An 18,099-nucleotide genomic window follows, 5' to 3' on the forward strand; every position below is an offset into this window, starting at 1 on the left:
GATTGCGTCAGCCTCGAAGGATGACTGTCCAGCCGCCGATCCCCTTCGCCCCGCACAGCCTCGACCAGGTACGGTTCGACCGGCAGGAACTGGGGCTGATCCTCGCTCTCTATGGCCGGATGGTGGCGATGGGAGAGTGGCGCGACTACGGCATCTCCCACCTGCAGGACATGGCGGTCTTCTCGGTGTTCCGGCGGACGGCGGAAAGCCCGCTCTACCGGATCGAGAAACGCCCGAGGCTCCGCACCCGGCAGGGCATGTTCGCCGTGGTGGGGATGGACGGGCAGATCCTGCGCCGCGGGCATGATCTGGCCCAGGTGCTCCGCGTGCTGGAACGCAAGCTCATCCGTCCGGTCGAATAGTCAGTCCCACTCGTCCAGCGCCTCGAGCGCCTCGTCCGCGGTCTCGACGAAGCGGAAGAGGCGGAGGTCCTCGGGCGAGATGGTGCCGATCTCGGCCAGCGCCTGCCAGTTGATGATCTTTTCCCAGAAGGCCTTGCCGAACAGCAGGAAGGGGATGGGCTTCATCCGCTTGGTCTGGATCAGCGTCAGGCTCTCGAACATCTCGTCGAGCGTGCCGAAGCCGCCGGGGAAGACCACCACCGCCCGCGCCCGCATCAGGAAGTGCATCTTGCGGATGGCGAAGTAGTGGAAGTTGAACGACAGGTCCGGCGTGACATAGGCATTCGGCGCCTGTTCGTGCGGCAGCACGATGTTCAGCCCGATGGACTGCCCGCCGGCCTCGTGCGCGCCGAGGTTTCCCGCCTCCATCACGCCGGGCCCGCCGCCGGTGACGATCACGAACTCGCGCCCGTAGGTTTCCATGCTGCGCTCGGTCACGGCACGGGCGAATTTGCGTGCCTCGTCATAGTAGGGCGCGAGTTCGGCGAGGCCGGGGTGGCTGGCGGTCTCCTTGCGCTCGGGCGAGGGGATGCGGGCGCCGCCGAACATCACCACGGTCGAGACGATGCCGCGTTCGTCCATCACGATCTGCGGCTTCATCAACTCCAGCTGCAGCCGCACCGGGCGCAGCTCGTCCCGCATGAGGAACTCGACATCCGAAAAGGCAAGACGATAGGCCGGCGCACGGCTCTGCGGCGTGTCCGGCACCCGGTGGGCGGTCTCCATGTCCTGCGAGCTGTCGCGGAACGGGTGGCGGCGGTCATCCTTCATGCTGATCCTGCGGCGCATTGCGGCGAATGGCCCCAGCCTTTATAGCCTTGAGCGGTAAAGAACCATGAAAAAGGACGCCGCCATGACGAGTGCTGCCCTCGAGACCGCGATCGAAGCCGCCTGGGAGGTTCGCGACACGATCACGCCGGACACCAAGGGCGAGGTGCGCGACGCGGTCGAGGCGACGCTCGAGGCGTTGGACAAGGGAGAGCTGCGCGTGGCCGAGAAGCGCGGCGCGGACTGGCACGTGAACCAGTGGGCGAAGAAGGCGGTCCTGCTCGGCTTCCGGCTGCATGACATGGAGCTGCACGACGGCGGCCCGCAGGGCGGCGGCTGGTGGGACAAGGTGGACAGCAAGTTCGCCGGGTGGCGCAAGAAGGACTGGCGCAAGGCGGGCTTCCGTGCGGTGCCGAACTGCATCGTCCGCCGCTCGGCCTATATCGGCAAGGGTGTGGTGCTGATGCCGTCCTTCGTGAACCTCGGCGCCTATGTCGACGAGGGCACGATGGTCGACACCTGGGCCACCGTCGGCTCCTGCGCGCAGATCGGCAAGAACGTCCACCTGTCCGGCGGCGTGGGCATTGGCGGCGTGCTGGAGCCGATGCAGGCCGGCCCCACGATCATCGAGGACAACTGCTTCATCGGCGCGCGGTCCGAAGTGGTCGAGGGCTGCATCGTCCGCGAGGGCTCGGTGCTGGGCATGGGCGTCTTCATCGGAAAGTCCACCAAGATCGTGGACCGCGAGACGGGCGAGGTCATGTATGGCGAGGTGCCCGCGGGCTCGGTCGTGGTGGCGGGTTCGATGCCGTCGAAGGGCGGCATCAACCTCTACTGCGCGGTGATCGTCAAGAAGGTGGACGCGCAGACCCGCTCCAAGACCTCGATCAACGAGCTTCTGCGCGACTGAGGAACCGCCCGGGGCACGGGACGTTGGGGCGCATCGCCTTGATGTTCCGGTGCCATGGACGAACCCGCCGTTCCCTTCGATCTTGTCCGGATGTTCCTCGGGGACGATCCGCCGCTCTTCCTGCTCGAGATCCTGTTCCGGACGCTGGTGATCTACGTCTGGACGCTGCTTTTGCTGCGCTGGGTCGGCGGGCGCAGCATCGCGCAGCTGTCGATCGTCGAATTCCTGCTGGTGATCGCGCTCGGCTCGGCGGTGGGGGATGCGCTGTTCTACCCCGAGGTGCCGCTGGTCCATGCGATGCTCGTCGTCGCCGCGGTGGTCGGGCTCGACAAGCTGCTCGACGCGCTGATCCGCCGGTTCCGGACGGTGAAGATCGCCGTGGACGGCCGCGCCGTCGCGGTGATGAAGGACGGCGTGATCCTGTCGGCCGGCATGGCCGCGCGCCGGATCGGGACGCCCGAACTGCTTGCGCTTCTCCGGATGCAGGGCATCGAGAACCTCGGCGAGGTGCGCGCCGCCTTCATCGAGGCGGACGGACAGCTGTCCGTCTTCCGGACGGATCCGCCTCGGCCCGGTCTTGCCATCGTTCCGCCCTTCGAGGTTGCCCCGCCGGTCCCGCCGGCGCCGGGCGAGCGTGCCTGCTGCATGAACTGCGGCCTGCTGCTGGCTGCCGAGCCCGCGGAGGCGCCCTGTCCGGCCTGTGGCCGGCGCGACCGGGCGCGCGTCGCCCTTGCGCGGTCGCTTAAATCCTGCGAACCCGTCCCGGAACCCGAAGGAGAGGTGCCGCATGACGGAAGAGAAGAAGCCGAAGCGGCCGCAGCAGGTCTACACGCTGGTCATCGAGGTTGGTCGCAAGGCCGGTGACGGCCTGCCCAAGGGCGCGACCGGCGCGGCGCTGATGTGCTATGCCAGCGGCGTGGACGAGGCCGAGGCGGTGCGCGAGACCGTGGCGCTGCTCAAGACCGCGGACATGGCGCCGCTCGATGTCTCGGGCTACGGGACGCTGGACGAACGGCTGGCCAACGGCGACGAGATCGATGACGAGGAGCGCGCGCTGATGCAGCGGGCGCTGGACGAGAATTCCGTCGTCGTCGCGCAGGTCACCCCCTTCTACGATTGAGCCGGAGATACCGATGCCCGTCGATCCCGTCGCCCTGACGGCCGCCCTGATCCGCTGCCCCTCGGTCACGCCCGCCGAGGGCGGGGCGCTGCGGCTGCTCGAGGATCTGCTGACCGAGGCCGGCTTTTCCTGCACCCGTGTGGATCGCAACGGCACGCCCAACCTTTTTGCCCGCTGGGGCCGCAAGGGCGCGAACCGCACCTTCGGCTTCAACGGCCATACCGACGTGGTGCCGGTCGGCGATGCCGCCGCCTGGACCCGCGACCCGTTCGGCGGCGAGATCGCGGACGGCTGGCTCTGGGGGCGCGGGGCCACCGACATGAAGTCGGGCGTCTCGGCCTTCGTCGCCGCTGCGGTCGATTTCGTGCGCGAGACGCCGCCCGACGGCGCGCTGATCCTGACGCTGACCGGCGACGAGGAGGGCGACGCCACGGACGGCACGGTGGCGCTGCTGGACTGGATGGCGACCGAGGGCGAGGCGATGTCGGTCTGCCTCGTGGGGGAACCGACCTGCCCCGAGCGTCTGGGCGAGATGATGAAGATCGGCCGGCGCGGATCGATGACAGCGTTTTTCACGGCGCGCGGCGTGCAGGGCCATTCCGCCTATCCGCACCGGGCGAAGAACCCGGTCGCCGTCATGGCGCGGCTGGTCGACCGGCTGTCGTCGCAGCCGCTGGATGCGGGCACGGCGCATTTCGATCCCTCCACGCTGGCGGTCACGACCATCGACACCGGCAACCCGGCGACCAACGTGATCCCCGCGCTCTGCCGCGCCACGGTGAACATCCGCTTCAACGACCTGCACAGTGGCGCGAGCCTGAACGATTGGCTGACCGCCGAGGCGGCCGCGGTGCAGGCTGAAACGGGTGTCGAGATCGGCCTGACCGTGAAGATCTCGGGCGAAAGCTTCCTGACGCCGCCGGGCGACCTCTCGGATCTGGTGGCCCGCGCGGTCGAGGCCGAGACCGGCCTGCGGCCTGAACCGTCGACCTCGGGCGGCACCTCGGACGCGCGCTTCGTCAAGGCGCATTGCCCGGTGGTCGAGTTCGGGCTGGTCGGCAAGACCATGCATCAGGTCGATGAGCGGGTCGAGGTCGCGCAGATCCCGGCGCTGAAGGCGATCTACGGCCGCATCCTGAAAGACTATTTCGCATGAGGATTGCGCGCACCGACGATCTGGCTGCCTGCCGCGCCCTGCGCCGCACGGTCTTCATCGAGGAGCAGGGCGTTCCCGAGGCCGACGAGCTGGACGATCTCGACGGCGAGGCGATCCACCTGCTTGCCAGCATCGACGGCACCGCTGTCGGAACCGCCCGCCTGCTGCTGCGGGGCGACATCGGCAAGATCGGCCGGGTCTGCGTGCTTGCGCGATGCCGGGGCGCCGGCATCGGCGCCGCGCTGATCCGCGCCGCGGTCGAGGAACTGCGCCACCAGCCCGGCCTGCGGCAGGTGAAGCTCGGCTCGCAAAGCCACGCGACGGGCTTCTACGAGAAGCTGGGTTTCCGTCCGGTGGGCGAGGGTTACATGGACGCCGGGATCCCGCATCGGGACATGGTGCTCGACCTCTGACCGCTTGCTTTGCGGATGACGGGGCGCCGGCTGCGTGCTACCCCAATCCCATGGACCAGATCCCCTCCCGTAGCCAGATCCTCGACTGGATCGCCGAAAACCCCACCCTGACAGCGAAGCGCGACATCGCCCGCGCCTTCGGCATCAAGGGCAGCGCCGCACGGATCGAGCTGAAGCGCCTGCTGCGCGAGATGGAGGCCGACGGCGCTCTGGACAAGCGCAAGCGCACCTACACGGCGCAGGGCGAGCTGCCCCCTGTCAGCGTGCTTCAGGTGCTTGCCCCGGATGCGCAGGGCGACCTGTTCGCACGGCCGCTGGAATGGCGCGGCGAGGACGAGCCGCCGCGGATCCTTCTGGTGCAGAAGAAGGGCGATCCGGCGCTGGGCGAGGGCGAGCGGATCCTTGCCCGTCTCACGCCGGTCGAGGGCGAGGATCACAGCCACGAGGCGCGGCTGATCCGGCGGCTGGGCGGCAGCGCGCATAAGATCCTCGGCATCTTCCGCGCCGGCTCGGACGGCGGGCGGATCGTGCCCATCGACAAGGGCGAGGACAAGGAATGGCGGGTGGCCCGCGACCTGACCGCCGGCGCCCGCGACGGCGAACTGGTCGAGGCCGAGCAGACCGGGCCGAAGCGCCTCGGCCTGCCGCAGGCGCGCGTCGTGGCGCGGCTGGGCGATCCGATGGGGCCGCGGGCGGTGTCGATCATCGCGATCCACCAGCATGGCATCCCCGACGCCTTCCCCGACGCGGTGCTGGCCGAGGCCGAGCGCGCCGAACCCGCGCCGCTGGGCGAACGCGAGGACCTGCGCCACCTGCCCTTCGTCACCATCGACCCCGTCGATGCGCGCGACCGCGACGATGCGGTGCTGGCCGAGCCCGACCCCGATCCGCAGAACCCCGGTGGTCATATCCTCTGGGTCGCGATCGCCGATGTGGCGCATTACGTCCGCCCCGGCTCGGCGCTGGACCGCGAGGCGCGGAAGCGCGGCAACTCGACCTATTTCCCCGACCGGGTGGTGCCGATGCTGCCGGACGCGCTGTCGGGCGACCTCTGCTCGCTGCACGAGGATGTGGACCGGCCCTGCATGGCGGTCCGGATGCGTCTGTCCGCTCAGGGCGAGAAGATCTCGCACCGCTTCACCCGCGGCATGATGCGCTCTCGCGCGAGCCTGAACTATGCGCAGGTGCAGGCGGCGCAGGACGGGCAGCCCGACGAGAAGACCGCGCCGCTGCTGGACGAGATCATCCGCCCGCTCTACGCCGCCTATGCCGCGACGAAGCACGCCCGTGCGCTGCGCCAGCCGCTCGACCTCGACCTGCCCGAACGCAAGATCGAGCTGTCGGACGAGGGCAAGGTCCTGTCCGTGGCCTTCCGCGACCGTTTCGACGCGCACCGGCTGATCGAGGAGTTCATGATCCTCGCCAATGTCGCCGCCGCCGAGGAGCTGACCCGCCTGCGCCGCCCGCTTCTTTTCCGCGTTCACGAGGAGCCGAGCCCCGAGAAGCTCGACGCGCTGCGCGAGGTGGCCGAGGCCTCGGGCTTCACGCTGGCCAAGGGGCAGGTGCTGAAGACCTCACACCTGAACCGCCTGCTCGCGCAGGCCGAGGGCACCGAGTTCGACGAGTTGCTGAACATCACCACGCTGCGCTCCATGACGCAGGCCTATTACCACCCCGAGAATTTCGGCCATTTCGGGCTCAGCCTGCGCAGCTATGCGCATTTCACCTCGCCGATCCGGCGCTATTCCGACCTGATCGTGCACCGGGCGCTGATCCTCGGCCACGGCTGGGGCAATGACGGGCTGTCGCCGCAGGACATCGAGACCCTCGAGGAGACGGCGAAGCTGATCTCGGACACCGAGCGGCGCAGCATGGCGGCCGAACGCGACACCACCGACCGCTACCTCGCGGCGTGGCTGTCCGACCGGGTGGGGGCGGAGTTCACCGGCCGGATCTCGGGCGTGCAGCGCTTCGGGCTGTTCGTGAAGCTGGACGAGAGCGGCGCGGACGGGCTGATCCCGATCCGCTCGGTCGGTCGCGAATTCTTTCACTATGATCCCGACAGCCAGACCCTGATGGGCGCCGATACCGGCACGGTCCTGGGCATCGGCCAGCGGGTGACGGTGCGGCTGGCCGAGGCGGTGCCGATGACCGGCGGGCTGATGCTCGAGCTGCTGACGGTCGAGGACCGCGGCCTGCCGGGGCCGAAGCCGCGCCGGGGCCGCTCGAAGCCGCGCAAGCCGGGGCGTGATGCGGCACGGACCGAGAAGGCGAAGCGTCGCGTGGTGCGCACGCGGCGCTGATGGCGCCTCGCGGCGCTTTGCCGCGCACCCGTTTCGCGCTAGGGTTGCCGAAACGACAAGATCGGCGGGGGCGGAATGCGGGCAGTCCTTCTGGGTCTGGGACTCGTTGCGGCGGCAGGGGTAGCGGCGGCAGAGCCGCTGGCGGTGCCGCAACCGGCGGCGATGCAGGGAGAGGTTGCGGTGCCGGACCCGAATGCGGCGGCGCAGGCCGGGCTGGAGGAGTGGGTCACCGGGTTCCGGCCGCGCGCGCTGGCGCAGGGCATCCGGCCCGAGACCTTCGAGCGCGCCTTCCGCGGCATCCGCTACGATGCCGATGCCGTGGCGCGCGACCGCAATCAGGCCGAGTTCAACCGGACGCTCTGGGATTACCTCGACTCAGCCGTCTCCGAGACGCGGATCGCGAATGGCCGTGTGGCGCTGGCGCAGCACGGGGAGCTGCTCGCGCGGATCGAGGCGCGGTTCGGCGTGCCGAAGGAGATCGTCGTGGCGGTCTGGGGCATGGAGACCTCCTATGGCACGCGGCGCGGGGATCATCCGCTGGTGGGCGCCCTGGCGACGCTGGCGCATGACGGCCGGCGCGCGGCCTTCTTCGAGGAACAGCTGATCGCGGCGCTGAAGATCCTCGACACTGGCGACGTGCGGCCCGAGGCGATGACGGGAAGCTGGGCCGGGGCCATGGGGCACACCCAGTTCATGCCGACCTCCTATCTCGCCCATGCGGTGGATTTCACCGGCGACGGGCGGCGGGACATCTGGTCCGACGATCCCTCGGACGCGCTGGCCTCGACGGCGGCCTATCTCGCGCGCTCGGGCTGGCGCAGGGGCGAGCCCTGGGGCGTCGAGGTGCGGCTGCCGCGGGGCTTCGATTTCTCGCAGAGCGGCAAGGGGCTGCGGCAGCCCGCGGCGCGCTGGCAGGCGCTGGGGCTGGAGACGGTGGATGGCGCGCCGCTGCCCGCGGGCGAGGCGGCGCTGCTGTTGCCGGCGGGGGCGCAGGGGGCGGCCTTCCTGATCTATCCGAACTTCCGGGCCATCGCGCGTTACAACCCCGCCGATGCCTATGTGATCGGGGTGGGCCATCTGGCGGACCGGCTGCGCGGCGGACCGGCCATCGCGGGCGGCTGGCCGCGGGGCGACCGGGCGCTTGCCGCGGCGGAGAGGATGGAGCTGCAGCGGCTGTTGACGGCCGCCGGCCATGACACCGGCGGGGTGGACGGGATGATCGGGCCGAACACGCTGGCCGCGCTGCGCGCCTGGCAGAAGGCCGCGGGTCTGGTTGCCGACGGCTATGCCAACGAGGCAATCCTGAACCGTCTGCGCAAGGGCGCCTGAGCGGCAAGGCCGCGCCGGTGGCCGGGAATGCGTCACGGCACATCCGGGGACTTCGCCGGATGCCGATCTGCGCGCGCATGCGGTCGTAAAGCGTCACGGCGCATCCGGGGACTCCCCTTCCGCGCCGCGGCGGGGTATGTTCCTGTTTCGTTCAAGCGACTCGGGCACTGCCATGCCTTTCGTCGAGCTTTCGGCCACGTCGAACTTCACCTTCCTCACCGGGGCGTCGCATCCGGAAGAACTGATGCGGCGCGCGGCCGACCTCGGGCTGCCGGCGCTTGCCATCGCGGACGAGAACTCGGTCGCGGGGATCGTGCGGGCCTTCTGCGAGGCGAAGGAGATCGCGCGCGAGCGGGGAACCGCCCCGCGGCTGATCCCGGCCGCGCGGGTCGTGACGCGCGAGGGCTTTACCGTGACGCTCCTGCCACGGGACCGCGCCGGCTGGGGGCGGCTCTGCCGTCTGCTGACCAAGGGGCGGCGGGCGGCGAAGAAGGGCGGCTGCGACCTTGGCCTTGCCGATCTTCTCGACCATGCCGAGGGGCAGGAGATGCTGCTGCATCCGCCGGCCCGCCCGACCGCCGAGTGGCGCGACATGGCCGGGCGGCTTGCCTGCCGCTGTCCGGGGCAGGTGGCGCTGATCCTTGCGCCGACCTATGCCGGGCAGGACGCCGCCCGCTTCGCGCGGCTGGCCGAACTCGCGCGGCGGCTTGGCGTGCCCACCGTCGCCTCGGGCCTGCCGATGATGCACCACGGCTCGCGCCGCCGCCTCGCCGACGTGCTGACCGCCATCCGCCTCGGCTGCCGGGTGGACCAGCTGGGCCGGCGCGCCCTGCCGAACGGCGAGCAGCGCATCCGCTCCGAGGCCGAGATGCTCCGCCTCTACCGCGGCCACGAGGATGCGATCCACCGCAGTGCCGAGATCGCGGCGCGGCTGACCTTCTGCCTTGGCCAGCTGCGCTACGAATACCCGTCCGAGATCGCGGGGGGCGAAAGCCCGGCCGACCGCCTCGCGCGGCTGACCGCCGAGGGGCTCGACTGGCGCTATCCGGCGGGGGTGCCCGACCGCGTGCACCGGCAGGCCGCCCATGAACTCGCCCTGATCGCCAAGCTCCGCTACGAGCCCTATTTCCTGACCGTTCACGACATCGTCCGCTTCGCGCGTAACCGGGGCATCCTGTGCCAGGGCCGCGGCTCGGCGGCCAATTCCATCGTCTGCTACGCGCTGGGCGTGACCTCTGTTTCCCCCGAGATCGGCACCATGGTCTTCGAGCGTTTCGTCTCCGAAGCCCGCAACGAGCCACCCGACATCGACGTGGATTTCGAGCACGAGCGCCGCGAGGAGGTGATCCAGCACATCTACGAGCGTTACGGCCGCCACCGCGCCGGCCTCTGCGCCACCGTCATCCACTATCGCGGCAAGCGGGCGGTGCGCGAGGTCGGCCGCGCGATGGGCCTGTCCGACGACACGCTTGCCGCCATGTCGAGCCAGATCTGGGGCTGGGGCGGGCCGGGCAGCCTGACCGAGCAGCGCCTGCGCGAGATCGGCCTCGACCCCGCCGACCGCAGGCTCTGGCTGACGCTGCAACTGATCGACGAGATCCAGGGCTTCCCGCGCCACCTGTCCCAGCATGTCGGCGGCTTCGTCATCACCGAGGGGCGGCTGGATGAACTCGTCCCCATCGAGAACGCCGCGATGGAGGATCGCACGGTGATCTCGTGGGACAAGGACGACATCGACGCGCTGGGGATCCTCAAGGTCGACGTGCTGGCGCTGGGGATGCTGACCTGCATCCGCAAAGCGTTCGAGCTGATCGAGACCCACCACGGCATCCGCCACACCCTCGCCACCCTGCCGGACCAGGACTCGCGCACCTACGACATGCTCTGCCGGGCGGATTCGCTGGGCGTCTTCCAGGTCGAGTCTCGGGCACAGATGAACTTCCTGCCCCGGATGCGGCCGCGCTGCTTCTACGACCTCGTGATCCAGGTCGCGATCATCCGCCCCGGGCCGATCCAGGGCGACATGGTCCATCCCTATATCCGCCGCCGCAACCGCGAGGAGGAGGTCAGCTTCCCCTCGGACGAACTGGGCCGCGTGCTGGGCAAGACGCTGGGCGTGCCGCTGTTCCAGGAGCAGGCGATGCAGATCGCCATCATCGGCGCGGGCTTCACCCCGGATGAGGCCGACCGCCTGCGCCGCGCGCTCGCCACCTTCAAGAAGCACGGCAACGTGACGGCGCTGAAGGACCGCTTCATGGAGGGGATGCGGGCCAACGGCTATGACGAGGACTTCGCCACGCGCTGCTTCTCGCAGATCGAGGGCTTCGGCTCCTACGGCTTCCCCGAGAGCCACGCGGCGAGCTTCGCCTTCCTCGTCTATGCCTCGGCCTGGATCAAGTGCCACCACCCCGGCATCTTCGCCTGTGCGCTGCTGAACTCGCAGCCGATGGGCTTCTATGCCCCGGCGCAGATCGTGCGCGACGCCCGCGCGCATGGAGTCGTGGTGCTGCCGCCCTGCATCAACGCCAGCCGCTGGGACAACATCATGGAGCCGGACGGGCGGGGCCGCCTCGCCCTGCGCCTTGGCTTCCGCCAGATCAAGGGCGTGGCCGAGGAGGAGGCGCTCTGGATCGCGGCCGCCCGCGGCAACGGCTATCGCGCGGTCGAGGATGTCTGGCGCCGTGCCGGCGTCGCGCCCGCGACCGTGACGCGGCTGGCGGAGGCCGACTGCTTCGCAGCCCTCGGCCTTTCGCGGCGCGAGGCGATGTGGCAGGCCCGCGCGCTCTCGGGCGACAAGCCCCTGCCGCTCTTTGCGGGCGATCTGGACGGCGAGGGGATCGTGGAGCCCGCGGTGGCCTTGGCCGAGATGACGCTCGGCCAGCAGGTGGTCGAGGATTACGTGGCCTTCCGCCTCACGCTCCGCGCCCATCCGATGGCGCTCTTGCGCGAGATGGTGTGAGGCCAGGCCCGCCGGCCTCAGGCCATCTCGCCCTCGAACCACCACCCGCCGGACAAGAGGCCCCCCATCGCCTCGAACATCCAGACCCGCTCGCCCTCGTCGAGTTCCAGCCGCCAGTAATCCCGCGGCCCCGAGCGCCAGTCGGGATCGTCGAGCCACCATTCCGGCAGGATGCGCTCGGGGCCTTCCGCCCGCACCACCCGACGCTCGCGGCGGCGCCAGCGCAGGCGGGTGGGGGGAGAGCCATCGGCCTCCACCGGCTCGGGCGGGAACAGGACCAGCGGGCGCGGGGCAGAGGGGTCGGGCCACGGACCGGCGGGCTCGGACCAGGCCGCGGTCAGGATCAGGGCGGATTTTGCTGGAATGTGGCTCTCGGCCGGGTGGAGGCGTGTCACCGCTTCCATCCCCAGTCGCGCGCCGAGGCGGCCGATCAGGTCCCCCAGCGCATCCGCACGGCCCGCCGCCTCGGCCGGGCCGCGATGGGGGCGGGCCAGCATCGGCTCGGTCTCGACCGCCGACAGGCGCAGGGTGTCGATGCCGAAGCCCGCGTCGATCCCCGGCAGCTTCAGCGCGAGAAGCGGCCGGATGCGGTCGGGGCTGTCGGCGGGGCGGGCGAGGCCGACCTCGACCGTCGGCACCTGCCCGTCGGTCCGGAACGCCTGCAACCGCACCCGCCGCGCGCCGCGCCCCCTTTCCTTCAGCCGGGCGCAGAGCGGGGGCAGCAGCCGGTCCAAGCCGGCCTCGACATCCGCCAGGAGGCCAATCGGCTCGGGCAGCGTCAGGCGCACCGCGAAATGCAGCGGCGCGCTGGCCGGCGAGACCGGCTCGGGCTCCAGTCCCAGCGCCTGATCCAGCCGACGCAGCACCTCGAGCCCGAAGCGGCGGGCGAGGGTGGCGCGCGGCAGGTCCATGAGATCGGCCACCCGGCGCAGGCCCAGACGGGTAAGGCCCAGCGCCGTCTCCTCGGGAAGGCGCAGCGCGGCCACGGGCAGCGGGCCGAGCGCCTGCCGCATGTGCCCGGTGGCGGCGATCATCCCCAGCGTGCCGCCGGGCGGCGGAGGCAGCATCCGCCGCTTCGCCGCGCGCGAGCGGGTCGCGTGCGCCTCCTGCTCGATGGCGTCGCCGCTGCGCGCCGCGGTGGCCTGACGCCCCGCATGGCGCGCCAAGGCCCAGGCCGCGCCGGGCGTATCGGCGATGGCCGCGCGGACCGACAGGCCCAGTGCCGCGCAATCGGCCTCGACCACGCCGAGCAGGGCTGCCTCGCCGCCGAAGAGATGGGCGCAGCCGGTAAGATCGACCGTCAGGCCCGCGGGAGGTTCTTCCGCGATCCATGGCGAGAACTTGCCTGCCCAGCGGCGAAGCACCGTGAGAAAGGCGGCCTCGGCCGCCGCATCCTCGGCGCAGGTCTCGAGGACGGGGCAGATCGCGGTCGCGTCGCGCAGCGGCAGGCCGGGGCCGAGACCCAGCGCCTCGGCCTCGACCGAGACCGAGGTCAGGACTTGCGCGCCGCCCCGCTCTTCCACCACCGCCAGCGGGGGCGGCAAGGCGTCGTTCCGCCGCCGCAGGACACGCTCTACCCCGAGCCGGGGAAACCAGAGGGAGAGAATCCGTCGCTGCGCCATCCACATGTTCCTGTTTCGTTCAGGATACCGCGGGCAGGACGAAGGAGTCGAGTCAGGGCCGGGAAGGGCGGCGTAGTGGCAGGCCGCACTCCGATTTCAGGCCGCCGGAAAGCATCGGCAAAGTCCGAGTCAGCCGCAGGAGAGGCGGCTGATGCGGTCGGTCGCGGTGGTTTCGACCGTCAGGCGGGCCGGGCTGAAGTCCATCGTCACCACATCCCCCGGGCGAACGATCCGCACCGGCTGGCTGAAGCGGATCGAGTCGAACACCTCGACTGGCTGGCCGACCAGACCCTTCAGCCGCACCGCGCCGCAGCTGTCGGTGGGCAGGACAATTTCCGTTTCCTTGTCCTTGCCGCAGGCAGACAGGCTGGCGAGGGCGGTCAGAAGGATCAGTGTGCGGCGCATCAGGGTCTCCGGTGAAACGGCGCGCAAGCTAGTCGCGCCGTGTGTCGGAAACAAGGCAAGGAGCGGACCTGAAAACCGCTCCGCGGGGTTCCTTCACGGCTCCGTGATGCCCTGACGCACCGCCGGCCGAGAGCCGGCGCAAGGCCCGTTGCGGCCCGCAGCCGATTGCCGCACTCTGGCGCAAACAACAGAGGGAGGGAACCAATGAGGACGAAAGCCGCCGTCGCCGTTGCCGCCGGACAACCGCTGGAGATCATGGAGGTGAACCTCGAGGGCCCGAAGGCCGGCGAGGTGATGGTCGAGATCAAGGCCACCGGCATCTGCCACACCGACGAGTTCACGCTCTCGGGCGCCGATCCCGAGGGGCTGTTCCCGGCGATCCTCGGGCACGAGGGCGCGGGCGTGGTGGTCGAGGTCGGCCCCGGCGTGACGAGCGTCAAGCCCGGCGACCACGTCATCCCGCTCTACACGCCGGAATGCCGGCAGTGCCCGTCGTGCCTCAGCCAGAAGACGAACCTCTGCACCTCGATCCGCGCCACGCAGGGCCAGGGGCTGATGCCCGACGGCACGAGCCGCTTCTCGATGCTCGATGGCACGCCGATCCTGCACTACATGGGCTGCTCGACCTTCTCGAACTACACGGTGCTGCCCGAGATCGCGGTGGCGAAGGTCCGCGAGGACGCGCCCTTCGACAAGATCTGCTACATCGGCTGCGGCGTGACCACCGGCATCGGCGCGGTGATCAACACGGCGAAGGTCGAGATCGGCGCCAAGGCGGTGGTCTTCGGGCTGGGGGGCATCGGGCTGAACGTGATCCAGGGCCTGCGCCTTGCCGGCGCCGACATGATCATCGGCGTGGACCTCAACAACGCGAAGAAGGAGTGGGGCGAGCGGTTCGGCATGACGCATTTCGTCAATCCGACCGAGATCGAGGGCGACATCGTTGCCCATCTGGTCAATATGACCAAGACGCCCTTCGACCAGATCGGCGGGGCGGACTACACCTTCGACTGCACCGGCAATGTGAAGGTGATGCGCCAGGCGCTCGAGGCGTGCCACCGCGGCTGGGGCCAGTCCATCGTGATCGGCGTGGCGCCGGCGGGGGCCGAGATCCAGACCCGGCCGTTCCAGCTGGTGACGGGGCGGGTCTGGAAGGGCTCGGCCTTCGGCGGCGCGCGCGGCCGGACCGACGTGCCGAGGATCGTCGACTGGTACATGGAAGGAAAGATCCAGATCGACCCGATGATCACGCACACGCTCTCGCTCGACGAGATCAACCGCGGCTTCGACCTGATGCATGCCGGCGAGAGCATCCGCTCGGTCGTGGTCTACTGATCCATTCGGTGGCGCGGGCCCTTTCGCGGGCCCGCGTTCTGGGGCAGTAAGATGAAAAAGGAACAATGATGCCCGATACCCGTGCTCCGCGCCTTTGCGTGCTGATCGACGCCGACAACGTGCCGGCCAACTATGCCGAGGCGATCTTCGAGGAAATCGCGGCGCTGGGCGAAGCTTCCGTCCGCCGGATCTATGGCGACTGGTCCGCGATGCGGCTCAACGCCTGGGCCAAGAAGGTGGCGGCCCTTGGCCTCGTCGCCGACCAGCAGTTCTCGAACACCAAGGGCAAGAACGCCTCGGACATCGGCCTCGTGATCTCGGCGATGGATTTCCTGCATTCCGGGCTCTTCGACGGCTTCGTGCTGGTCTCCTCGGACAGCGACTTCACCCGGCTGGCCGCCCGCATTCGCGAGCAGGGCCTCGACGTCTATGGCATCGGCGAGAAGAAGACGCCGGAAGCCTTCCGCATGGCCTGCAAGCGCTTCATCTACGTCGAGAACCTCGGCGGCGACGAGCCGGCGCCCGTCGCGCGCCCCATCGGCGAGCCGCAGCCCGCCCCCGCCCCGCGCGGCCAGAAGGAAGAGCCGATGAAGGCGATTCCCCTGATCGTCGCGGCCATGCGCGCCATCGACCCCGAGGGCGAGTGGTATACGCTGGGCCAGATCGGCCAGTTCATCACGCAGGCCAATCCTGACTTCGACACGCGGACCTACGGCAGCGCCAAGCTTTCGGACCTGATCAAGAAGATCAGCCGGTTCGAGGTGAAGCCCGGGCCGGGCGGCCAGCTTCAGGCGCGCGACCTCGCCTGAGGCCCGGCAGTCCTTGACCCCTGCCGCACTTCGTCTAGGGTGCGCGACATTCCGCCCAGCCCAAGGAGCAGCGACATGGCCCAGCGTCTTCACCTCGTTTTCGGCGGCGAACTCGTCAGCCCCACGAAAAACGTGTTCAAGGACGTGAAGGCCATCCACATCGTCGGCATGTTCCCCGACTATGCCTCGGCCTATTCCGCCTGGAAGGCCGAGGCGCAGCGCACGGTGGACGATGCCCACGTCCGCTACTTCATCGCCCATATCCACCGGCTGCGGGACGAGGAACAGCCCGCCTCCGCCACCGAAGAACTCGGGAGCTGACACGACCCCCGCATGGCGAACTCCTTCGGCCTCCCGCTCGGAACCGCCTCGCGGCGTGAGGCCGCCGAGGGGCCGGTGCGCCCGCCGCGGCCGCTGGGCAAGCTGGTGTGGCTGCACGCGCCGTCGCGCGATGCAGCGCGGCCGATGGCCGAACTCGGGCGGCGCATCATCCTGGACGAGGGTTTCCCGGTCTTGCTGACCACCGATGCGCAGGTGAGTTCGGGCGGGATCCTGATCGTGCAGCCGCCCCCGGCGGACACGCAGTCGGCAGTGGCGGCCTTTCTCGACCATTGGAAGCCCGACGCCGCCTTCATGTCCGAGGGCGAGCTGCGCCCCACGCTGATCCACGAGGCTTCTGCCCGCTCGATCCCGCTGGCCATGATCGACGGCGTAGCGCCGCGCGTCCTGCCGGGGCGGGAAAGCTGGTGGCCGGGGCAGATGCGCAGCCTGCTGTCGCGCTTCCGCCATGTCTTCACCGTGGACGAGGCCGCGGCGCGCGCCTTCCGGCGCGCCGGCAGCCCGCCCGCCATCACGCAGGTCGCCGGGCGGCTGGAGGAGGGCAGCCTTGCGCTGCCCTGCACCGAAGCCGAGCGCGCGGCGCTGGCGCGGCTTCTGGCCACCCGGCAGGTCTGGCTGGCCGCCGGCCTGCCCGAGGCCGAGGAGGCCGCAGTGATCGCCGCGCACCATGCCGCGCTGAAGCTTGCGCACCGGCTTTTGCTGATCATCGTGCCGCAGGACCCCGAGCGCGCGGGTCCGCTGGCGACGATCCTGCAGGAGAGGGAGGGCTGGAAGGTCGCTCGCCGCTCGGCCGACGAGGAGCCCGACGCCGAGACCGAGGTCTTCGTGGCCGACGGGGCGGCCGAACTCGGCCTCTGGTATCGGCTGGCGCCGGTGACGTGGCTCGGCGGCAGCCTCACCGGGGGCTGCATCCGCGATCCGATGGAGGCCGCCTCGCTCGGCTCGGCCATCGTCCACGGCCCGCGATCCGGCATCCATGGCGTCACCCTGTCGCGTCTGGTGGCGGCGCGGGCCTCGATGCCGGTCAATTCCGCACGGGGCTTGGCCGAGGCGCTGGCGGATCTTCTGGCGCCGGACCGGGTGGCGCGGCTGGCGCATGCCGGCTGGGCCGTGGCCTCGGACGGAACCGAGGTGACGGACCGGTTCGTCGCGCTTGCCGGGCGCCTCGTGGACAGGGATCCGTGATGCGCCCGCCCGGCTTCTGGTTCACGCCGCCCGATCGGCCCGCCTGGCCCGCGCGGCTGCTGGCGCCGCTGGGCCGCCTCTACGCCGCGGCCACCGCGCGGCGGCTGCGGGCCGCGGGCCATCGCGCCTCGGTTCCGGTCATCTGCATCGGCAACCTGAACGCCGGCGGCACCGGCAAGACGCCGGCGACCATCGCGCTGATGCAGCGGCTTCAGGCGCGCGGGATCGAGGCGCATGTCGTCTCGCGCGGGCATGGCGGGCAGCTCGAGGGTCCGGTTCGCGTCGATCCGCGCCGGCATCGCGCGGCGGACGTGGGGGACGAGCCGCTGCTGATCGCGGCCTTCGGCCCCGCCTGGATCGCCCGCGACCGCGCGGCGGGCGTTCGCGCCGCCGAGGCGGCGGGTGCGCGGGTGATCCTGCTCGACGACGGCTTCCAGAACCCTTCGGTGGTCAAGGATCTCTCGCTGGTGGTCGTCGATGCCGCGGTCGGCTTCGGCAACGGCCGCTGCCTGCCCGCCGGACCGCTGCGCGAGCCGGTGGCGGTGGGGCTGGCGCGCGCCGACCTGATCCTGTCGATCGGCGACGAGGCCGCGCAGCGGCGCTTCGCGGGCGACTGGCCCGACCTGCCGGTGCCGCGGCTGACCGCACAGCTCCGCACCCTTCGGATGGGGATGGACTGGCAGGGCGCGCGGGTGCTGGCCTTCGCCGGCATCGGCCGACCCGAGAAGTTCTTTGCCTCGCTCCGGGCCGAGGGGGCGGAGCTCGTTCGGGCCGAGGCGCTGGACGATCACCAGCCGCTGGGCGAGGCGCTGATGCGGCGGCTGGAGATCGAGGCCATGGCGCTGGGCGCGCAGCTTGTCACCACCGAGAAGGACGCCGTCCGCCTGCCGGCGTCGTTCCGCCCCAAGGTGCTGACGCTTCCGGTGCGGCTGGAGCCGGACGACTGGGCGCCGCTCGATGCGGCGCTGGACCGTCTCGGGCTGGCAGCTTAGGTCCGATCTGGCGCAGTCGCCGCCCGGCGGGTGACGCGTCAGCCCTGCTCGGC

17 protein-coding genes are annotated in these 18,099 nt (G+C 70.5%); 14 read left to right on the forward strand and 3 right to left on the reverse strand.

Going from position 1 to position 18,099, the window contains the following annotated elements; all coding sequences use genetic code 11:
- The first annotated feature begins 20 nt into the window (after window positions 1–20).
- A complete protein-coding gene (locus tag CK951_RS00210; RefSeq protein ID WP_096784266.1) occupies window positions 21–362 on the forward strand; it encodes a DUF2794 domain-containing protein in 342 nt (113 codons plus the stop codon).
- Here CK951_RS00210 and CK951_RS00215 read toward each other — a convergent pair whose 3' ends face one another.
- Window positions 363–1,172, reverse strand: a complete 810-nt coding sequence (locus tag CK951_RS00215) for a TIGR00730 family Rossman fold protein (protein WP_096784267.1) — start codon at window positions 1,170–1,172, stop codon at window positions 363–365.
- An 82-nt stretch (window positions 1,173–1,254) separates the two neighbouring features.
- Here CK951_RS00215 and dapD point away from each other — a divergent pair, with 82 nt between their 5' ends.
- From dapD to CK951_RS00255, 8 genes are all read left to right on the forward strand, one after another.
- Window positions 1,255–2,079: a 2,3,4,5-tetrahydropyridine-2,6-dicarboxylate N-succinyltransferase gene (gene dapD / locus CK951_RS00220; protein ID WP_096784268.1), complete on the forward strand. Its 825-nt coding sequence runs from the start codon at window positions 1,255–1,257 to the stop codon at window positions 2,077–2,079.
- Window positions 2,080–2,133: 54 nt separating this feature from the next.
- On the forward strand, window positions 2,134–2,943 hold the full coding sequence (locus CK951_RS00225) for a DUF421 domain-containing protein (RefSeq protein WP_096784269.1): 810 nt from the start codon (window positions 2,134–2,136) through the stop codon (window positions 2,941–2,943).
- A complete protein-coding gene (locus tag CK951_RS00230; protein ID WP_096784270.1) occupies window positions 2,867–3,199 on the forward strand; it encodes a hypothetical protein in 333 nt (110 codons plus the stop codon). Before CK951_RS00225 ends, CK951_RS00230 begins: the two co-directional genes overlap by 77 nt.
- Before the next feature lie 13 nt (window positions 3,200–3,212).
- On the forward strand, window positions 3,213–4,355 hold the full coding sequence (gene dapE / locus CK951_RS00235) for a succinyl-diaminopimelate desuccinylase (protein WP_096784271.1): 1,143 nt from the start codon (window positions 3,213–3,215) through the stop codon (window positions 4,353–4,355).
- Window positions 4,352–4,768: a GNAT family N-acetyltransferase gene (locus CK951_RS00240; protein WP_096784272.1), complete on the forward strand. Its 417-nt coding sequence runs from the start codon at window positions 4,352–4,354 to the stop codon at window positions 4,766–4,768. Before dapE ends, CK951_RS00240 begins: the two co-directional genes overlap by 4 nt.
- Before the next feature lie 50 nt (window positions 4,769–4,818).
- Window positions 4,819–7,071: a ribonuclease R gene (gene rnr, locus CK951_RS00245; RefSeq protein WP_096784273.1), complete on the forward strand. Its 2,253-nt coding sequence runs from the start codon at window positions 4,819–4,821 to the stop codon at window positions 7,069–7,071.
- A gap of 75 nt (window positions 7,072–7,146) precedes the next feature.
- On the forward strand, window positions 7,147–8,400 hold the full coding sequence (locus tag CK951_RS00250; RefSeq protein ID WP_096784274.1) for a lytic murein transglycosylase: 1,254 nt from the start codon (window positions 7,147–7,149) through the stop codon (window positions 8,398–8,400).
- 172 nt (window positions 8,401–8,572) lie between these two features.
- Window positions 8,573–11,359: an error-prone DNA polymerase gene (locus CK951_RS00255; protein ID WP_096787108.1), complete on the forward strand. Its 2,787-nt coding sequence runs from the start codon at window positions 8,573–8,575 to the stop codon at window positions 11,357–11,359.
- 17 nt (window positions 11,360–11,376) lie between these two features.
- Here CK951_RS00255 and CK951_RS00260 read toward each other — a convergent pair whose 3' ends face one another.
- Both CK951_RS00260 and CK951_RS00265 read right to left on the reverse strand, forming a co-directional pair.
- On the reverse strand, window positions 11,377–12,981 hold the full coding sequence (locus CK951_RS00260) for a DNA polymerase Y family protein (RefSeq protein ID WP_096784275.1): 1,605 nt from the start codon (window positions 12,979–12,981) through the stop codon (window positions 11,377–11,379).
- A gap of 129 nt (window positions 12,982–13,110) precedes the next feature.
- Window positions 13,111–13,386: an I78 family peptidase inhibitor gene (locus CK951_RS00265; protein WP_096784276.1), complete on the reverse strand. Its 276-nt coding sequence runs from the start codon at window positions 13,384–13,386 to the stop codon at window positions 13,111–13,113.
- Window positions 13,387–13,590: 204 nt separating this feature from the next.
- Between CK951_RS00265 and CK951_RS00270 the strand changes: the two genes are divergently transcribed.
- The 5 genes from CK951_RS00270 (at window position 13,591) to lpxK (ending at window position 18,046) form a co-directional block, all read left to right on the forward strand.
- A complete protein-coding gene (locus tag CK951_RS00270; RefSeq protein ID WP_096784277.1) occupies window positions 13,591–14,721 on the forward strand; it encodes an S-(hydroxymethyl)glutathione dehydrogenase/class III alcohol dehydrogenase in 1,131 nt (376 codons plus the stop codon).
- Between the two features lie 68 nt (window positions 14,722–14,789).
- A complete protein-coding gene (locus CK951_RS00275; protein ID WP_096787109.1) occupies window positions 14,790–15,530 on the forward strand; it encodes an NYN domain-containing protein in 741 nt (246 codons plus the stop codon).
- Window positions 15,531–15,605: 75 nt separating this feature from the next.
- Window positions 15,606–15,851, forward strand: coding sequence for a DUF4170 domain-containing protein (locus CK951_RS00280; protein WP_096784278.1), 246 nt, complete (start codon window positions 15,606–15,608; stop codon window positions 15,849–15,851).
- A 12-nt stretch (window positions 15,852–15,863) separates the two neighbouring features.
- Window positions 15,864–17,054, forward strand: a complete 1,191-nt coding sequence (locus CK951_RS00285) for a 3-deoxy-D-manno-octulosonic acid transferase (protein WP_096784279.1) — start codon at window positions 15,864–15,866, stop codon at window positions 17,052–17,054.
- Window positions 17,054–18,046 carry a tetraacyldisaccharide 4'-kinase gene (lpxK, locus tag CK951_RS00290; RefSeq protein ID WP_096784280.1) on the forward strand — a complete coding sequence of 331 codons (993 nt, stop codon included), beginning with the start codon at window positions 17,054–17,056 and terminating at the stop codon, window positions 18,044–18,046. Before CK951_RS00285 ends, lpxK begins: the two co-directional genes overlap by 1 nt.
- Window positions 18,047–18,099 lie beyond the last annotated feature (53 nt).

This window comes from Rhodobacter sp. CZR27, assembly GCF_002407205.1.
In the GTDB taxonomy this organism is placed as follows: domain Bacteria; phylum Pseudomonadota; class Alphaproteobacteria; order Rhodobacterales; family Rhodobacteraceae; genus Cereibacter_A.

Excerpts from the sequence above, each read along its gene's own strand:
- CK951_RS00265 (WP_096784276.1), bottom strand. The coding sequence starts at position 13,386 with ATGCGCCGCACACTGATCCTTCTGACCGCCCTCGCCAGCCTGTCTGCC.
- CK951_RS00285 (WP_096784279.1), top strand. The coding sequence starts at position 15,864 with ATGGCGAACTCCTTCGGCCTCCCGCTCGGAACCGCCTCGCGGCGTGAG.
- CK951_RS00230 (WP_096784270.1), top strand. The coding sequence starts at position 2,867 with ATGACGGAAGAGAAGAAGCCGAAGCGGCCGCAGCAGGTCTACACGCTG.
- CK951_RS00255 (WP_096787108.1), top strand. The coding sequence starts at position 8,573 with ATGCCTTTCGTCGAGCTTTCGGCCACGTCGAACTTCACCTTCCTCACC.
- CK951_RS00215 (WP_096784267.1), bottom strand. The coding sequence starts at position 1,172 with ATGAAGGATGACCGCCGCCACCCGTTCCGCGACAGCTCGCAGGACATG.
- dapE (WP_096784271.1), top strand. The coding sequence starts at position 3,213 with ATGCCCGTCGATCCCGTCGCCCTGACGGCCGCCCTGATCCGCTGCCCC.
- CK951_RS00225 (WP_096784269.1), top strand. The coding sequence starts at position 2,134 with ATGGACGAACCCGCCGTTCCCTTCGATCTTGTCCGGATGTTCCTCGGG.
- dapD (WP_096784268.1), top strand. The coding sequence starts at position 1,255 with ATGACGAGTGCTGCCCTCGAGACCGCGATCGAAGCCGCCTGGGAGGTT.
- CK951_RS00270 (WP_096784277.1), top strand. The coding sequence starts at position 13,591 with ATGAGGACGAAAGCCGCCGTCGCCGTTGCCGCCGGACAACCGCTGGAG.
- CK951_RS00210 (WP_096784266.1), top strand. The coding sequence starts at position 21 with ATGACTGTCCAGCCGCCGATCCCCTTCGCCCCGCACAGCCTCGACCAG.
- CK951_RS00260 (WP_096784275.1), bottom strand. The coding sequence starts at position 12,981 with ATGGCGCAGCGACGGATTCTCTCCCTCTGGTTTCCCCGGCTCGGGGTA.
- CK951_RS00275 (WP_096787109.1), top strand. The coding sequence starts at position 14,790 with ATGCCCGATACCCGTGCTCCGCGCCTTTGCGTGCTGATCGACGCCGAC.
- CK951_RS00240 (WP_096784272.1), top strand. The coding sequence starts at position 4,352 with ATGAGGATTGCGCGCACCGACGATCTGGCTGCCTGCCGCGCCCTGCGC.
- rnr (WP_096784273.1), top strand. The coding sequence starts at position 4,819 with ATGGACCAGATCCCCTCCCGTAGCCAGATCCTCGACTGGATCGCCGAA.
- lpxK (WP_096784280.1), top strand. The coding sequence starts at position 17,054 with ATGCGCCCGCCCGGCTTCTGGTTCACGCCGCCCGATCGGCCCGCCTGG.
- CK951_RS00280 (WP_096784278.1), top strand. The coding sequence starts at position 15,606 with ATGGCCCAGCGTCTTCACCTCGTTTTCGGCGGCGAACTCGTCAGCCCC.
- CK951_RS00250 (WP_096784274.1), top strand. The coding sequence starts at position 7,147 with ATGCGGGCAGTCCTTCTGGGTCTGGGACTCGTTGCGGCGGCAGGGGTA.